Raw genomic sequence first — 15,685 nt, forward strand, 5'->3', positions numbered from 1 at the left:
CCCTGCCCCCTTCCACTGGACACACACCATGCCCTTGACTCTGCTCGTCACCATGCTGGTGTGTTTTGCCTTCAGCATTTCCATTGCCGTGGCTATCGGCGGTTCGGCCATCCTCGGGCTGGCGATCTTCGACAGCAACCAGCTCATCCTTGTGCCGAAGGAAATGTTCTCGGCCATTGACAAGTTCCCTCTGGCAGCCATCCCCTTCTTCATCCTTGCAGGCAACCTGATGGAGACCGGCGGTATCTCGCGTCGGCTCGTCAACTTTGCCAAATCACTGGTGGGTGGTGTGCAGGGCGGCCTGCCCATGACCTGTGTGCTCACCTGCATGATCTTCGCGGCGGTCTCTGGCTCCTCGGTAGCGACCACCTTCGCCATCGGCTCCATCCTGATTCCCGCGTTGGTCAAACACGGCTACCCGGTGGGTTATGCAGCGTCGTTGCAAGCCACCTCGGCCGAACTTGGCGTGGTCATTCCACCGTCGATCCCGTTGATCCTGTTTGGCGTCGCCGCTGAGGTGTCCATTGGCGAGCTGTTCATCGCCGGCGTGGTGCCCGGCCTGCTGATCGGGGCCTCGTTGATGCTTTTCGTGCACCTGTGGTGCCGCTTCAAGGGACTGGGCAAGAACGACGGTGACGACCGCCTGGGCTTCGTGCCGGCCACACGCGACGCGGGTTGGGCATTGTTGATGCCGGTGGTGATTCTTGGCGGCATCTACGGCGGTATCTTCACGCCCACCGAAGCTTCGGTGGTGGCGGTGTTCTATGCGCTCTTGGTCGGCATGGTGGTTCACCGCGAACTCAAGCTGAGGGATATCGTCACCGTGCTGCGCAAGTCGGTGCTCTCCAGTGCGGTCATCATGTTCATCATTGCCAACGCCGGTCTGTTTGCATTCCTGATCACACGCGCAGGCATCCCGGATGCGATCGGCATGTGGCTCACCAGCGTGTTGCAGTCGCCAGGCTGGTTCCTCCTGGGCGTGAACGCCGCGCTGTTCGTGATCGGAATGTTCATTGAGACCTCGGCGGCCATCATTGTTCTCGCCCCCATCCTGGTGCCGGTGGCCATCCACTTCGGCGTCGACCCGGTGCACTTCGGCATCATCATGGTGGTCAACCTGGCCATGGGCATGATCACCCCGCCCTTCGGCGTGAACCTGTTCGCCGCCTGCACGGTGGCAAAGATCTCGCTCGACCGCATTGTCGGCCACCTGCTGCCCTTCGTTCTCGTCATCATGGGTTGCCTGGCCCTCATCACCTACCTGCCCTCGATCTCGCTAGCCTTGCGCGATGCGGTGTTTGCCAAAGCCCCGGTGGTGGAGCCCGCCATCGGACCGAGCATCGGTCCTCAGTAACTGCCAGGTATCTTCCATGGCACTGAACCACATCAACAACAGCGCCGAGCGCTCGGCTTCTGGCCAGAGTCTCCCGGTCATCGACCCTGCCGACGGCCAGGCGTACGACACCATCGAGCGCAGCAACGCCGCCGACATCGACGCCGCCGTGCGCGCCGCGCGCGAATGCTTCGAGCGCACTTGGTCGAGCACCACCGCAGCCGAGCGCGGGCGCCTGCTGATGAAGCTCAGCCAAAAAGTGGCCGAACACGCCGACGAACTCGCCGGGATCGAACAACGCGACTGCGGCAAACCGGTGGCGCAGGCCAAAGCGGACGCGCTCGCGTTGGTGCGCTACTTCGAGTTCTACGCCGGGGCCGGCGACAAGCTGCATGGCGACACCATTCCCTACCTCGACGGCTACAGCGTGCTCACCTGGCGCGAACCGCATGGTGTGACCGGCCACGTGGTGCCCTGGAACTACCCCATGCAGATCTTCGGCCGCTGCGTGGGCGGCGCGCTGGCGGCCGGCAACGTGTGTGTGGTCAAGCCGTCCGAAGACGCCTGTCTGTCGCTGCTGCGCGTCGCCGAACTCGCGGTGGAGGTTGGTTTTCCGGCCGGCTGCATCAACATCGTCACCGGCTACGGCCACGAAGTGGGTGACGCGCTGGCGCGCCATCCCGGCGTCGACCACATCAGCTTCACCGGCAGCCCTCGCGTGGGCACGCTGATCCAGCAGGCTGCGGCTGAGCGGCACTGCCCCGTCACGCTGGAGCTCGGTGGCAAAGGTCCACAAATCGTGTTCGACGACGCCGACATCGACGCCGCCCTGCCCTTCATCGTCAACGCCATCGTGCAGAACAGCGGACAGACCTGCAGCGCAGGCTCGCGTTTGCTGGTGCAGCGTGGCCTGTACGAACCGCTGCTGGAGCGCCTGGGCCAGCGCTTCGCCACGCTACGCGCCGGGCCACCCGCGATGGACTTAGACTTGGGCCCGCTGATCCGACAGAGCCAGCAGGAGCGCGTGCGGGGGTTCCTGGACCAGGCCCGGGCCGACGGCATCGCCACCGTGGCGCAAGGGCGCGTGGTGGACGAAGCCGCCGCCGCCGGCTTCTATGCCGTCCCTACGCTGCTGCGCGACGTGCCTGTGCATCACCGCCTGGCGCAGGAAGAGGTTTTCGGACCCGTGCTGTCCGCCATGGCTTTTGACGACGAAGACCACGCCACGCAAATCGCCAACGCCACGCCCTTCGGCTTGGTGGCCGGGGTGTGGACACGCGATGGCGGGCGCCAGTTCCGCATGGCCAGGCGCGTGAAAGCCGGTCAGGTGTTCGTCAACAACTACGGCGCGGGCGGTGGCGTGGAGCTGCCGTTTGGCGGCGTCAAGTCATCGGGCCACGGCCGCGAAAAAGGCTTCGAGGCCCTGTTCGGCTTCACCACCCTCAAGACCGTGGCCTTCCGCCACGGCTGAACCCCACAAGGACACCACAGCATGCGAGTCAAGGATCTCTCCATCATCGTCACCGGCGCAGGCAGCGGCTTCGGCGAGGGCATTGCCCTGCGCCTGGCCGAAGAAGGCGCCCACGTCATCGTGAACGACATCGACGTGGCCAACGGCCAGCGCGTGGCCGCCGACATCGTGGCTGCGGGCGGCAATGCGGCGTTCGTTGCCGCCGACGTCACGAAATCGGCTAACGTGAAAGCGCTGGTGCAGGCCACGCTGAACCTGCACGGCAAGCTCGACGTAATGGTCAACAATGCCGGCTGGACTCACCGCAATCAGCCAGCGCTGGATGTGAGCGAAGACGACTTCGACCGCTGCTACGCGGTCAACGTCAAAAGCATTTACCTGGCCACCGTGCACGCCGTGCCTGCGCTGCGCGCCAATGGCGGCGGCAGCTTCATCAACATCGCGTCCACCGCCGGCGTGCGCCCCCGCCCCGGGCTCACCTGGTACAACGGCTCCAAGGGGGCCGTCATCACCACCAGCAAGTCGCTGGCGGCCGAGCTGGGGCCGGAGAACATCCGGGTCAACTGCATCAACCCGGTGATGAACCCCTTCACAACGCTCGGCCCGTCGTTCGCCGGCGGCGAGCTGACCGAAGAGCGGCTCAACAAGTTCCGATCCTCCATCCCGCTGGGCCGCTTCTCCACCTCGATCGATGTAGCCAACGCGGTGCTGTACCTCGCCAGCAGCGAAGCCGCCTTCATCTCGGGCGTCTGCCTAGAAGTGGACGGAGCGCGCTGCGTGTGAAGCGTGGCAGCTCATTCAGTAATTGGTTACTGAGCGGTTGGGGGGAGATCGGGTGCGCGGTTGAGGAGCTCGATGTGCACCTGAATCGCTACCGGTCAGTCTTCAAGAAAATGAGGGCAGCTTAAGACTGAACTGAGTCGTTCGGGCGCATCAACTCGAAGGCTGCGGCGTGCATCACCAGCCGTTCAGTGGGCTCGGTTTGTACGGCAGCTCCACCGCCGAGAACGGCCATTCACCAAGCGCCCAAGCCGCTGTAACCTCAGCGCTTTGCAGCGCAACCGGTGTTTGACACAAACAATTGACTGGTTTTATGGCCGCACGACCACAGATCGAGATGCCTCAACTTCGGGCAAACTCATAAAAAAGACTCGTGGGGATTTTTATGGCCTGTCGTCGTTGGGGTTCTAGGTGGTTGCTGCTGACGGCGCAACTCCTGCTCGCGTGCTGGGCCGCGCCAACCATCGCCCAGCCGCTGCGCATAGCGGTGGCCCAACTGCCCTACTTTTCGCCTGCCCTTGTCGCTGGCTGGCAGGGTTTTTTTGCCGCCGAGGGTTTGGCGGTGGAAATCATTCCCTGTGTCAACGGAAGGCGTTGCCTCAAGCACCTGACCGACAACGAGGTGGACATTGCAACCGTGGCAGACACGCCGATCGTGACAGCCGTGCATGAAGGCCTGCCCTTCCATATCTTGGCGACTATGACCACGTCGCGCGACAACAGCTTTGTTGCGCGCACCGACCGGGGGATTTCATCGCCTGCCGATCTGCGTGGCAAGCGCGTCGGCTTTGTGCGGGGCACCACCGGTCACTATTTCACCGACATCTTCCTCACGTTCCACGGCATTGGCCTGGATCAGGTCACCCTGGTCGAACTGGATGCGGCCCGGGCGCCGCAGCAACTGGCCGCGGGCGAGGTCGATGCCGCCGGCCTGTACCAGCCGCATGGTCCGGAGGCCATGCGGTTGCTTGGGGGCAAGGCCCTCGTGTTGCCGGCGCCGCGGCTGTACACGGTGACCATGAATCTGGTGGCCAAACCCGGTCTGAGCGATGCCGACGCAGCCAAGCTGCTACGCGCGTTGCAGCGCGCCACACTCTACATACGCGCCGACCCGCCTCGCGCGCAGGCACTGGTGGCCAGCCAGCTCAAGCTGGACCCGAAGGTGGTCAACGAAACCTGGGAGCTGCTGAGCTTTCGCCTGTCGCTGGGGCAGTCGCTGCTCACCACGCTGGAGGCGGAGTCGCGCTGGATGCGCCGCACCGGCCAGGTGAAGGGCGACAGTTCGCCTGATTACCTCTCGCGCATGCGCCCGGGGCCACTGCGCTCAGTGGACCCAACGGCTGTCACCCTGGTGGATTGAAGGACGTCCATGCTGCGTTGGTTGATCATCTTCTACCTGGCCTTGACCTTGGGCGTGGGCGGCCTGAAATTGATACTGCAGACTGACAGCGCGGCGCGCGTGGCGCAGCTCGAAGTTCAGATGCAGGCGACGCGAAAGGCCTCGCACGACGCCAACGCGCTGCTGGTGCTGACCCACGAATACATGCTGCGCGGCACCGAGCGGTCCGCCAGCCAGTGGCAGGCCGCGCACCGCGCGCTGACCCAGGCCGTGGTTCAGGCAATCCCGGTCGGGTCCAGCGACGAAGACTTCGATGAGCTGCGAGAGACCACTGCCAACCTGACAGCGATCTTCGAAAGCCTGGGTCGAGACGTCTCCGAGCTGGCGCCGGGGCTGGCTGATGAGCGCCGCACCATGCTGGTGGATCAGATCCTGTCTGAAACCCGGCTGGTCAGCGACCTGGCCTACCGGCGTGATGGCACACTGTTTGGGCAATTGCAGGCAGAAGCCTCCAGCCTGCGCGAGCAGGACGGACTGCTGAACTGGCTGTGGCTGGCGTCATCGCTTTTCCTTGCGTGGCTGCTGCTGGTGCGCGTGCTGCGCCCGGTGGCGCTGATTCGGGCTACGGCGCAGGCGGTGCAGGCTGGCAACCTGCAGGCCCGCTGCACTTACGGTCGCAGCGATGAACTGGGCCAGTTGGCTGCCAGCGTCAATGCCATGACCGATACCCTGGCGCGTGCGAAAGAGCGCATGGCGCTGGCTGTGGAGAGTGCGGCCATGGGTGTGTGGGAGTACGACCTGCAGGCCGGCACTCTGGTCTGGGATGACCAGATGTATGCGCTGTACGGGCGAAGCCGCACCGGCGATGCCGAGCCCTATGTGCTGTGGAGCAGCAGCCTGCACCCCGACGACCGGGCCGCCAGTGAACAGGCAAGTCAGGATGCCATCAGCGGTCTGAAACCGTTTGACACCCAGTTCCGCATCCTGCTGCCCGACGGCAGCGTGCGGCACCTCAAGGCCGCCGGGCACGTGGTGCGTGACGAAGCAGGCAAGGCTCTGCGCATGATCGGCGTCAACACCGACATCACCTATCAGGTCGACACCGCGACCGCCCTGCAGGAGCAGACGGCGTTGCTGAGGCGCGTTGGCCAGCTGGCTTCAATTGGCGGATGGCGCCTCGATCTGCGCTCCGGCTTGCTCTATTGGGACGAGCAGACCCGGCGCATCCATGAGGTGCCGGCAGACTTTGCACCGAACCTCGACACAGGCATCAACTTCTACGCCCCCGAAGACCGCGACGTGATCGCCGGCGCCGCGCAGCACGCCACCGACACCGGCGAGGGCTGGGATCTGGAGCTGCGCCTGGTCACTTTCACCGGTCGCCACATCTGGGTGCGCGCCTTGGGCGAGGTGGAGTACGTCAACGGACAAGCCGCTTATCTTGTCGGCGCCCTGCAGGACATCACCGAGCGGCAACAGGCCGCGCAGGCACTCCAGGAAGCGAAGGTGGCGGCCGAGTCGGCCAGCGCCGCCAAGAGTGCATTCCTGGCCAACATGAGCCACGAGATCCGCACGCCATTGAATGCCGTGCTGGGCATGCACAGGATGCTGCAGAACACCGGTCTCAAGCCTGGCCAGAGCGACCTGCTGGGCAAGGCCAACCAGGCAGGACATGGGTTGATGGACATCATCAACGACGTGCTGGACCTGGCCAAGATCGAGGCCGGAGAACTGTCGATGAACGCGCAGCCCTTCCAGCCCAGGCAGCTGTTTGATGAGCTGGTCGACGTTCACGGTGTCGTGGCACAGGCCAAGGGTTTGAAGCTGACGCTGGACACCGCTGCAGACTTGCCTTTGTGGATTGTGGGTGACCGCTTTCGCCTGCGACAAGTGCTCAGCAACCTGTTGAGCAATGCGATCAAGTTCACGACCACCGGCGAAGTGAACCTGTCGACGCGGGTGCGACAGGATGTCTCTCAACCATGGGTCGAGCTGGTGGTTCGGGACAGCGGTGTGGGCATTTCGCAAGAGGCGATCGGTCGCTTGTTCACGCCCTTTGTGCAGGCTGACGAGAGCACCACACGGCAGTTTGGCGGCACCGGGCTGGGGCTGTCCATCGTTCGAAACCTTGCGCAGATGATGGGCGGCGATGCTCGGGTCAGCAGCACGCTCGGTGTGGGCAGCGAATTCTTGATCATGCTGCCGCTGGTGGAGGCGAGCGCGGATTTGGTGGCAGAGGTCACGCGTGCGAGCCGACCTATCGAAGTGGCTTTGATGTGCGCTGACGAGGACCTGTGCCTTGACATGAAACAGCGCCTCGCTGCAATTGGCTGGAGGTGCTTCAGACCCATGGCTTCAGAGACGGGTGAGCCGGACGTGCTCCTTGTGGACGCGGCCCTTGGCAACGAGGGCGCTGTGAAGCTTCGCGAGCTGGTGGATGTATCAAAGGCACAGGGCAATGAATTGCCCGCCATCTTGATCGGTGATTCGCAGGAGCTGGAGGCGATGGCGAGGCTGCCGCTGCCGCTGAATCGAGTGGTTCAAAAGCCAGTTGACATGTCCATGATCTTCAATTCGGTGGTCGAGGTTCTGGCACTAGGCAAGGATTCTCAAGACCGGCTGATTGGAACCACCCACGCAATCGATGGCGGTATCCATTGGTTGCAGGGAGCGCGTATCCTGATAGTCGATGACAGCGAGATCAATCTGGAGATTGCCTTTGCGCTGCTCCAACAGCAAGGTGCCACTTGCCACACATGCGTCAACGGACGGGAAGCTGCTGACTGGCTGCTGGCTCATCCCGACGCGGTGGATGCCGTGCTCATGGATGTGCAAATGCCGGTACTGGACGGCCTTGAGGCAACACGACTCATCAAATCGCATGCGGCATTTAAGACCCTGCCGGTGATTGCCCTCACCGCCGGAGCACTCGACAGTGAGCGGCTCAGGGCCAAAGCGGCCGGCATGGACGACTTCCTCACCAAGCCGCTGGAGCCTCTGGACGTGGTGAAGTTGTTGCGTAACAAGATCTGCTCTTACCGGGGCAAGGCACCACAGGTGGTGCTGAGCCAGTCAAAGGAGGGAGCCATCTATTTGGGCTTGCCAGCGTCGCAACCCTGGCCTGAAATTCCGGGCATCGACACGACATTGGCCAAGGGGTATTCGAGCAACAGTGTCGTGCTCTTCAACAAACTGCTCACATTGGTGCGAAAAAACTACTCGACTTGGGGTGTGACCTGGCTTGAACTGGCACAACAGAAGGGTGCCGAGATCAACGCCGATTTTTGCGCCAGCTTGCACAAGTTGCGCGGCAGTGCCGGAATGTTGGGCGCCACCGAGCTGGCAGCAGTGGCCGAGCAGGCTGAAAGCTCTATTCACGGTGGTTCTGTCTTGCCCCTGGAAGCTGTGCCGCCGGTGGCCAAGGTCCTTGACGAACTGTTGGCTCACGTAGAGGATCACATTGAGTCGTTGGTGTCGGGTGCGGCGTTGGAGTTGGATGCTGGCCCCTTGACGCAAGTTGGGCGAGAGAAGCTCGCCAGTCTCGCTGGGCTGTTGTCCACGAGTGACTTCGACGCCATCGATCTTGGATTGGCACTGCGGCCAGAGCTGGTCAGCTTGCTGGGTCAGGATAACGCCGAGGGACTTCTCCAAATGATTGACGCTCTTGACTTCGATGCTGCCCACAAGGAGCTCATCAACCAATTGCAGCAACCGACCGAGGCGTGAATGAGCGAAGAAACAATTCAGGGAAACTTCAATGCGGGACATTCATGATGGAGTTGAAGCTGCAAGTTTGAAGGGTGCCATGGGGCGCGTGCTGCTGGTGGAAGACGACGAAGTGCAGCGTGAAGGCATGGCGCAATGGCTTCGCGACGATGGACTGGTGGTGGATGAATGCTCGACCGTGGAGCAGGCGGTGGCAAGGTATCAAGGTCAAGAGTTCGACGTCGTCGTGACCGACTTGCGCCTGGAAGGTAGCTCGGGTCTGGAGCTGATTCGCCAGATTCGTAAAATGGACGACTGTGCAAGCGCTGTTGTGGTGACTCAATTCGCAGACATGGCAGCCGCGACAGCAGCCCTTCGGGGAGGCGCAGTCGACTTCGTGGCCAAGCCGTTGATGCCCGACGAATTGCGCGTCGCGGTGCAGCGCGCCATGGGCTACCGCGCCCTCAGCAAAAAGAACGAGCAGCTGCAACTGGCATTGAAGACGCAGAACGTGCAACTGCAGCAGACCAACGAATTGCTGCAAGCTTTTGCGGGCCGTGTGGCCCACGATCTGCGCGCACCGGTGCGCTCCAGCCGCCTATGGGCACAGTTCGCTGCCGAAGCACTGCAGAGCGGTGAGGTTGAGCAGGTGGGCCAGTACCTCAACTCCACCATCAAGTCGCTCAGTACTGGCACAGCGATCATTGATGGATTGCTGGCTTTCTCCAAGTCAGATTCGCTTCAACTCCAGCTTGAGGAGTTCTCGCTGAGCGATGAGGTCGAAACGATTGTCGAATCGTGCCGCCTGGAGTTCCGTGACCGGGCGTTCGATGTGTCAACCAAGGTTGAAGGTACGGTGACAGGCGATCCCGTGTTGCTGGGAATTGCCATCACCAATCTCATCCACAACGCTTTCAAGTACAGCTCACAGCAGAATGCGCCACGGGTCAACATCGTCGCGGGACCCATTGGGCTGACTTATCGGATCACCGTGCAGGACAATGGGATCGGCATTGACCCCAGTCAGACGGGGCAGTTATTTGACCCATTCGTTCGCTTGGAGACAGCGCGTCAGTTCAGCGGAGAGGGACTGGGTTTGACTACAGTCAAGAAGATCATCGAGCGACATGGGGGCACAGTGTGCCTGGAATCATCCGTTGGCAATGGGGCCACCGCCATCATCGACCTGCCCGTTGTCCACCCAGGGTCTCATGAACAACCGGCAGCCATGCAAAACAAGGAGAACACATGACGCTTGAAGAAAAAGCGGGTACGTCAGAAGACCTCACGTTCATGGTGGTGGATGACGATCAAGTCTTGGTGCATGCGCTTGCGCGCGCCCTGCGGCCGTTGGGCAAGGTCGCGTTCTCCAACAACTTTGACTCCGTTCATCTGACGGCTTCCAGCGCCAAGCCTCGGGTCATGTTGATCGACATCGATCTGCCCTTGGTCACAGGCATCGAAATCGCCCGACGCATCCGGTCGAATCAAGAGATGGACCTTGTCTACATTCTCATGATGACGTCGCACCGCAGCGAAGCGGTGCTCAAGCAGGTGGCGGGGCTGGATGTGGACGGGTTGCTTGAGAAGCCGATCGACATACCCGCTTTGCTCGTTCGCGTGAAGGCATTTTTGAGCGAGCCGAGACGTGGGCCTCCATCGTCAGGCAATTGACCTGTTCTCTTTGGTCTGCACTTGCGCCTACCAGCGGTCGTTTGGTGCCCACAAGGTCCTTGCGTGTGAGCGATCAAGAACAACACATCCAGTTGAAATCTTCATGTGTGTTCATTGCTGGTTGAGGTCCACCGAGGTGGGCATCGGCTGAACAATGACGCTCGCGCAGGGCCTGCGACTGCTTTGCCTCATACAGAGCAGACTCGCGCGCCGCCGGTGTCCTCCATCTCCAGTGACTGCTTAGTTGCCGGCATCGTTAGTGCACCGTTTCATGGCCAGAGACAGCACCAGCGATGGACGACTGTCACTCAGTTGGATGCCGTGCCCGTCTGCAACGGGCCCATCACCGAATTCGCCTGTCCTGAACTCATCTTCCCGAAAGCTGGCAGTCTCAGATGAACCGAGGCCACGGAAGGAGTATCCGCATCATTGCTGCACTGCATCTGTTCTCATGGTGTCGCTGGCCTAGCTATGTGTTGGCAAAGTGGTTGGCGCTGCCGCCTGTCTCATTGTTCGCACTGCATCCTCATGCAGGCCGCGACGTTCAGGCACCACTGCAGCCAAGGCGCGCGCTCAAGCGCCCAGCGTACGCCTGCGCGCCTCGAACTCGGCCTCGTCGATCTCTCCGCGCGCGAAGCGCTCTCGCAAAAGATCCAGCGCACGGTCTGGCGCCGCGGCCGTACCCTGCTCACCACGCTGGATCGCCCAGCGCACCAGAGCGATCAGCGCCACAGCGCCGGCGACCCACCAGAGAACATGAACTGCGGCGAACCAGCCCCAGCCTGGGCCCCATCCATCCATGTGTCCCCACATGGCTAACTCCCAGACTTCCCGGTTGTCAGCTGCTGGCGTTGCGCGGGCGTCAGTACCTCCAGGATGCGGCGCCGAGTCTCCAAGTGCGCGTCAAGCATCTGCTTGTGCAGCGCACTCATTTGCTCGAAGCGCTGGCGCTGTGCGGCTTCGTCGGTCCAGGCCGACATCGGGCCACTTTGTGCGTGCATCGCTTGCATCGATGCCCAGTGGCGCTGTTGCAGTTCGTCGTGAATGGCGGCGATGCGGGCGCGCTGGTCGGCGCTGAGGTCGAGTCGTTCCAATCCCCAGCCCATGGCCCCGGGCGACCCCATCATGCCCATGCCCATGCCCATTCCCATGCCCTAGCTGCCGCCCATCATGCCGCCGCCTGGACCGCTGCCCATCAGTGCCCGAGCAGCGCAGAAGCTGCGCGGGCAAGCAGGAGTGACCAGTCAGGTGCTTGTGTTCATCCGAACCAGCCCGTTCCGGCAGACGCCCCAATACAGCCGCTCGCTTGTTGTGCCTCTGCGCCGCCCGACGTCTGACACGGCTGCCATCACGGGCGCCGCGGTGATGGGTCTCAAGGCCATCTTCAAACCTGGCTTCGACTACGCCAAAGCAGGAGTGATGCTGCTGGACATCGATTCATCGAACTCGGAGCAGTTCGAACTGGACCTCGAAGCAGAAGACACAGAGCAAACTGCTTCCCATCCCCCCAGGGCATTGGTAGCACGGCCACTGCTCATGGCTGCACTGGATTCGCTCAACGAGCGTTACGGTCGAGGCACGCTCAAACTGGCCAGCGCAGGTTTGGCAGGTGCGCCACGCAACTGGACCATGAAGCAGGAACTGCGCACGCCGGCATACACGACGCGGTGGGAGGACATGCCGGTGGTGAGGGCATGAAGGTGTCTTCCTAAAAGCACCTTGGACAACTGGATCTCGGATGCCGGTCGCGGCGTTGGTCTGCTTGAGACTGTAGACGGACGTTTGTCAACGGCTGCTTTGCGGCACCTGAACGCTAGGCACTTCATGCGGTCACGGCACTTTCACCTCACGGTGTCGAGCCAGTGGCTTGGCCAACGAGAATCCAAGGGCACATTGAGAAGCGCCAAGCCGAGCCAAGATGCTGGGGGTGATCGCGACAGTGCCCGCTGAACCACCAGGTCACTTGCCGGACTTCGGAGACCGAGCCGTCTTGGAGGCCGCCCTGCTGCCTTTAGCCGTTTTCGCGCCTGCCTTGGTCTTGACCGTCTGCTTCGAGGCCTTCGCTGCACGAGGCTCCTTCGGCAGCCGGGGCGTCAGGTCCAGCACACGCGCCATAACCCGCGCTTCGCCGCCAAGCCGTTGCTGCGCGAGCAGCGCCGCCTCAGTCAGCATGTTTTGAAGCTGGTGCCGGTCCATGGGCTCACCGGTGTCCGGGTGATGCCATCGCCTTTCGGAGTCGGCCACGGTCACCAACAAGCAGCCCGTCTTCGCATTGCGGGCAGCCATGTATTTCTTGACCAACTGCGTCTCGATCGTGTCCCGGAGTTCCTTTCCAGTTCTTGGCTTCTCGCCAATCTTCAGCTCGATCGATGCCTGATACCGCGACAGCGCACGGAATCGGATGTCCGTCTCCTTGCCATCCACGGTGACACCTTCCTGGTCGACGGTGTAGGCCCCCTTTGACATCATGTCGAGCTCGCGGGCAATGGCGGGGCGGAGCGTGTTCTCGTCGGTCACCTTGGCCCAGGCGGCTTTGGGACTTGCGTCGATGCCCATCAGGTCCTGCAGATCGTCCAGCCTGTCACTGAGCAGGTGCGCCATATCGGTGGTGGTCATCGGCGCGAGTTCACTGCCCTGGAAGAGCCGCGCAAGCTCCTCCATCGAGATCACGCTGGCATCGGTCTCTTCCGCCAGCCTCTCCTGCGCCAGGGCTGCAATGCGATCCTTAGCATGAGCGAACAGCGGATCCGCGGACAAAGCCAGCTTGGCCTGATAAGCCTGCGTTCTTGTCTTTGATGCTTTGAAAGAACCGGCATGACGATGAACCTGTCCTGGATCGATGACTTCAACGCTCTGGCTGCTACCGGCAACTTCTCGCGAGCGGCCGAAGAACGCCACATGACTCAACCGGCTTTCAGCAGGCGCATCCGTGCGCTGGAGGAGTGGCTTGGCGCTGAGCTGTTTGACCGCAGCTCCCAGCCGGCCCGTGTCACTGAAGTGGGTGAGTGGTTCCGAGCCGCAGCCCAGGATTTGCAGGCACGAGTCGCAACCATTCCTGGCGAGGCCCGAGCAGTGGCAGAGGCCACTTCTTCGACGCTGCGCTTTGCGTCAACGCACGCGTTGTCATTCACTTTTTTGCCGAAATGGCTTCGAGCCCTTGAAGCGCACGCCGCCATGGGGCCCATTCAACTGGTGTCGGATGTGCAGCAGAAGTGCGAAGGCTTGCTCATGCAAAGTCAGGTGCATTTTGTGCTGACGCATGCCCATCCAGGCGTGCGCGGCGAGCTGGACGACGCCAACTTCCCGAGCTTGTTGGTGGGAGCTGACCAACTGCTGCCGGTGTCGGCACCTGATGATCAGGGGCGGCCTTTGAACAGGCTGGACAGCGACACCACCGGTGCCGCGCCCCGGATGCTAGGCTACAGCCAGGAATCTGGATTGGGCCGTATCTTGAAATCCCTCAAGGGACCCGCCATCGATCGTCTTCATCATCATCAGCACATCCTGACCGCTCACCTTGCGTCTGTGTTGCGGACGATGGCCATAGACGGTCGGGGAGTGGCTTGGCTACCCAGATTGCTGGTGGGTGAGGATATTGAGCATGGACGATTGGTAATTGCGGCTGCTGCCGAATGGCATGTCGATCTCGAGATTCGTCTCTATCGCTACCGCGGGCATGCCGGAAAGGCCGCTGAAGGCTTCTGGCGCGCTGCGACGACCAGCATCACTCAGCCTGCATGATGAACTGCCCACCTTTCGTTTCAAGAATGCGCGCAGCAATACCTCGCGAACACGCGAGCTTCAGCGTTCGTCAAAGCATTTGACGAGAAGGCTTTGCGTTCGACCTGCCGGGTATACAGTTTCAGGGGCGAAGCAGTCGTGACAACGTCGACATCTTGAATGGCTGCTTTCGAACGCAGCGGTCCTTCGATACATCGCCTGCGAACGACTCAGTTCAGTCTCAAGCAGACCAACGCCGCGACCGGCATCCCAGTTCCAGATGTCGAAGGTGCTTTTAGGAAGACACCCTCATGTCCTCACTACCGGCATGTCTTCCCACCGCGTGGTGTAAGCCGGCGTGCGCAGTTCCTGCTTCATAGTCCAGTTGCGTGGCGCACCTACCAAGCCTGCGCTGGCCAGTTTGAGCGTGCCTCGACCGTAACGCTCGTTGAGCGAATCCAGTGCCGCCATGAGCAGTGGCCGTGCGCCCGATGCCCTGGGGGATGGGAAGCAGTTTGCTCTGTGTCTTCTGCTTCGAGGTCCAGTTCGAACTGCTCCGAGTTCGATGAGTCGATGTCCAACAGCATCACTCCCGCTTTGGCGTAATCGAAGCCAGGTTTGAAGATGGCCTTGAGACCCATCACCGCGGCGCCCGTGATGGCACTTGTGTCAGACGTGGGCGGCGCAGGGGTATCACAAGCGAGCGGCTGTATTGGGGCGTCTGCCGGAACGGGCTGGTTCGGATGAACACAAGCACCTGACTGGTCACTCCTGCTTGCCCGCGCAGCTTCTGCGCTGCTCGGGCACTGAACTCCGAGACCGCCTCGGTGAGCTCGTCCAAATCACGAACTGCAGATCCGAACGACCGTGTGCATGCGATCTCTTGCTTTGGCGGTGCAACGTCTTCCAAGTCCACACATGACTCGCCCTGCAGTTCTCGTACCGTTCGCTCGAAGATCACGCTCCAGCCCGCCCGAGCCGCGGCTGGGCTCATGCGCTTCAAATCCAGCACTGTTGTCACACCCTGGGCCTTGAGTTGTTCGGCGATGCGCCGCCCCACGCCCCAGACTTCGCCCACGCTGGTGGCTGCAAGCAAAGCATCGAGTTCGGCAGTGGAAAGCCTGGTGAGGTCTGCGACCTGGGCGAGTTCGACTGGGTAGCTGCCGGGTTTCCTTTCCGACTGCTTGGCGATGTGGTTTGCCAGCTTGGCCAGCGTCTTGGTGGGTGCTATGCCGACACAGGTCGGTATGCCCACCCACTGGTTCACCCGCGCACGAATGTCGCGCGCCCGCTTGGTGAGGTCCCCGGACACTCCACTGAGGTCGATGAAGGATTCATCGATCGAATAAATCTCTTGGCGGTGGCCAAGTGCGGCCACCACGCTCATCATGCGATCGCTTATCTCGCCGTACAGCTCAAAGTTGGCGGAGAGCGCCACCAGGCCTGTACTTTCCTGGAGGTGCCGGATCTGAAACCAAGGCGCTCCCATCTTGATGCCCAGGTCCTTGGCTTCGTTGGATCGCGCGATCGCGCATCCATCGTTGTTGGACAGCACCACGCAGGGCGTGTTCTTGAGCGAGTGCCGAAACACCCGCTCGCAGGAGACGTAGAAGTTGTTGCCGTCGACGAGGGCAAACAGCGGTGCGGCCATGGGTTCTCGCCT

At 61.9% G+C, this 15,685-nt stretch carries 14 protein-coding genes; 9 read left to right on the forward strand and 5 right to left on the reverse strand.

Annotated features, from left to right (window positions below; translation table 11 throughout):
• Positions 1 to 28: 28 nt before the first annotated feature.
• The 7 genes from BSY239_RS16570 (at position 29) to BSY239_RS16600 (ending at position 10,302) form a co-directional block, all read left to right on the forward strand.
• Positions 29 to 1,354, forward strand: a complete 1,326-nt coding sequence (locus BSY239_RS16570; protein ID WP_069047761.1) for a TRAP transporter large permease — start codon at positions 29 to 31, stop codon at positions 1,352 to 1,354.
• 16 nt (positions 1,355 to 1,370) lie between these two features.
• Positions 1,371 to 2,804, forward strand: a complete 1,434-nt coding sequence (locus BSY239_RS16575) for an aldehyde dehydrogenase family protein (protein ID WP_069047762.1) — start codon at positions 1,371 to 1,373, stop codon at positions 2,802 to 2,804.
• Between the two features lie 21 nt (positions 2,805 to 2,825).
• Positions 2,826 to 3,587, forward strand: coding sequence for an SDR family oxidoreductase (locus BSY239_RS16580; protein ID WP_069047763.1), 762 nt, complete (start codon positions 2,826 to 2,828; stop codon positions 3,585 to 3,587).
• 382 nt (positions 3,588 to 3,969) lie between these two features.
• Positions 3,970 to 4,944 carry an ABC transporter substrate-binding protein gene (locus tag BSY239_RS16585; RefSeq protein ID WP_083240029.1) on the forward strand — a complete coding sequence of 325 codons (975 nt, stop codon included), beginning with the start codon at positions 3,970 to 3,972 and terminating at the stop codon, positions 4,942 to 4,944.
• Between the two features lie 9 nt (positions 4,945 to 4,953).
• Positions 4,954 to 8,649: a PAS domain-containing protein gene (locus BSY239_RS16590; protein ID WP_069047765.1), complete on the forward strand. Its 3,696-nt coding sequence runs from the start codon at positions 4,954 to 4,956 to the stop codon at positions 8,647 to 8,649.
• Positions 8,650 to 8,680: 31 nt separating this feature from the next.
• Positions 8,681 to 9,880 (forward strand): sensor histidine kinase, encoded by a 1,200-nt coding sequence (locus BSY239_RS16595; RefSeq protein WP_083240030.1) that lies wholly within the window; start codon positions 8,681 to 8,683, stop codon positions 9,878 to 9,880.
• Positions 9,877 to 10,302, forward strand: a complete 426-nt coding sequence (locus BSY239_RS16600) for a response regulator (protein ID WP_069047767.1) — start codon at positions 9,877 to 9,879, stop codon at positions 10,300 to 10,302. The genes BSY239_RS16595 and BSY239_RS16600 overlap by 4 nt, the downstream gene beginning before the upstream one ends.
• Before the next feature lie 573 nt (positions 10,303 to 10,875).
• Here BSY239_RS16600 and BSY239_RS16605 read toward each other — a convergent pair.
• Together BSY239_RS16605 and BSY239_RS16610 are read right to left on the reverse strand one after the other, a co-directional pair.
• Positions 10,876 to 11,115 carry an SHOCT domain-containing protein gene (locus BSY239_RS16605; RefSeq protein ID WP_069047768.1) on the reverse strand — a complete coding sequence of 80 codons (240 nt, stop codon included), beginning with the start codon at positions 11,113 to 11,115 and terminating at the stop codon, positions 10,876 to 10,878.
• 2 nt (positions 11,116 to 11,117) lie between these two features.
• Entirely contained in the window at positions 11,118 to 11,453 is a 336-nt protein-coding gene (locus tag BSY239_RS16610) for a Spy/CpxP family protein refolding chaperone (protein WP_069047769.1), read from the reverse strand.
• Positions 11,454 to 11,472: 19 nt separating this feature from the next.
• On the opposite strand from BSY239_RS16610, the gene BSY239_RS16615 reads away from it, so the two are divergent.
• Positions 11,473 to 12,000 carry a DUF4113 domain-containing protein gene (locus BSY239_RS16615; protein WP_083240031.1) on the forward strand — a complete coding sequence of 176 codons (528 nt, stop codon included), beginning with the start codon at positions 11,473 to 11,475 and terminating at the stop codon, positions 11,998 to 12,000.
• Between the two features lie 261 nt (positions 12,001 to 12,261).
• Here the strand turns inward: BSY239_RS16615 and BSY239_RS16620 are convergent, their stop codons facing one another.
• Entirely contained in the window at positions 12,262 to 13,059 is a 798-nt protein-coding gene (locus BSY239_RS16620) for a hypothetical protein (protein ID WP_069047771.1), read from the reverse strand.
• 57 nt (positions 13,060 to 13,116) lie between these two features.
• Here BSY239_RS16620 and BSY239_RS16625 point away from each other — a divergent pair, with 57 nt between their 5' ends.
• Entirely contained in the window at positions 13,117 to 14,043 is a 927-nt protein-coding gene (locus tag BSY239_RS16625; protein WP_236944090.1) for a LysR family transcriptional regulator, read from the forward strand.
• Between the two features lie 288 nt (positions 14,044 to 14,331).
• On the opposite strand, the gene BSY239_RS23035 is transcribed toward BSY239_RS16625, so the two are convergent.
• Positions 14,332 to 14,493: a DUF4113 domain-containing protein gene (locus tag BSY239_RS23035; RefSeq protein WP_335583401.1), complete on the reverse strand. Its 162-nt coding sequence runs from the start codon at positions 14,491 to 14,493 to the stop codon at positions 14,332 to 14,334.
• A 169-nt stretch (positions 14,494 to 14,662) separates the two neighbouring features.
• On the reverse strand, positions 14,663 to 15,673 hold the full coding sequence (locus tag BSY239_RS16630) for a Y-family DNA polymerase (RefSeq protein WP_335583403.1): 1,011 nt from the start codon (positions 15,671 to 15,673) through the stop codon (positions 14,663 to 14,665).
• Positions 15,674 to 15,685: the final 12 nt, after the last annotated feature.

Origin of the sequence: Hydrogenophaga sp. RAC07 (assembly GCF_001713375.1) — a bacterium.
Taxonomy (GTDB): domain Bacteria; phylum Pseudomonadota; class Gammaproteobacteria; order Burkholderiales; family Burkholderiaceae_C; genus Hydrogenophaga.

Excerpts from the sequence above, each read along its gene's own strand:
- BSY239_RS16625 (WP_236944090.1), top strand. The coding sequence starts at position 13,117 with ATGACGATGAACCTGTCCTGGATCGATGACTTCAACGCTCTGGCTGCT.
- BSY239_RS16580 (WP_069047763.1), top strand. The coding sequence starts at position 2,826 with ATGCGAGTCAAGGATCTCTCCATCATCGTCACCGGCGCAGGCAGCGGC.
- BSY239_RS16610 (WP_069047769.1), bottom strand. The coding sequence starts at position 11,453 with ATGGGAATGGGCATGGGCATGGGCATGATGGGGTCGCCCGGGGCCATG.
- BSY239_RS16600 (WP_069047767.1), top strand. The coding sequence starts at position 9,877 with ATGACGCTTGAAGAAAAAGCGGGTACGTCAGAAGACCTCACGTTCATG.
- BSY239_RS23035 (WP_335583401.1), bottom strand. The coding sequence starts at position 14,493 with ATGGCGGCACTGGATTCGCTCAACGAGCGTTACGGTCGAGGCACGCTC.
- BSY239_RS16615 (WP_083240031.1), top strand. The coding sequence starts at position 11,473 with ATGCCGCCGCCTGGACCGCTGCCCATCAGTGCCCGAGCAGCGCAGAAG.
- BSY239_RS16575 (WP_069047762.1), top strand. The coding sequence starts at position 1,371 with ATGGCACTGAACCACATCAACAACAGCGCCGAGCGCTCGGCTTCTGGC.
- BSY239_RS16605 (WP_069047768.1), bottom strand. The coding sequence starts at position 11,115 with ATGTGGGGACACATGGATGGATGGGGCCCAGGCTGGGGCTGGTTCGCC.
- BSY239_RS16585 (WP_083240029.1), top strand. The coding sequence starts at position 3,970 with ATGGCCTGTCGTCGTTGGGGTTCTAGGTGGTTGCTGCTGACGGCGCAA.
- BSY239_RS16570 (WP_069047761.1), top strand. The coding sequence starts at position 29 with ATGCCCTTGACTCTGCTCGTCACCATGCTGGTGTGTTTTGCCTTCAGC.
- BSY239_RS16595 (WP_083240030.1), top strand. The coding sequence starts at position 8,681 with ATGCGGGACATTCATGATGGAGTTGAAGCTGCAAGTTTGAAGGGTGCC.
- BSY239_RS16630 (WP_335583403.1), bottom strand. The coding sequence starts at position 15,673 with ATGGCCGCACCGCTGTTTGCCCTCGTCGACGGCAACAACTTCTACGTC.
- BSY239_RS16590 (WP_069047765.1), top strand. The coding sequence starts at position 4,954 with ATGCTGCGTTGGTTGATCATCTTCTACCTGGCCTTGACCTTGGGCGTG.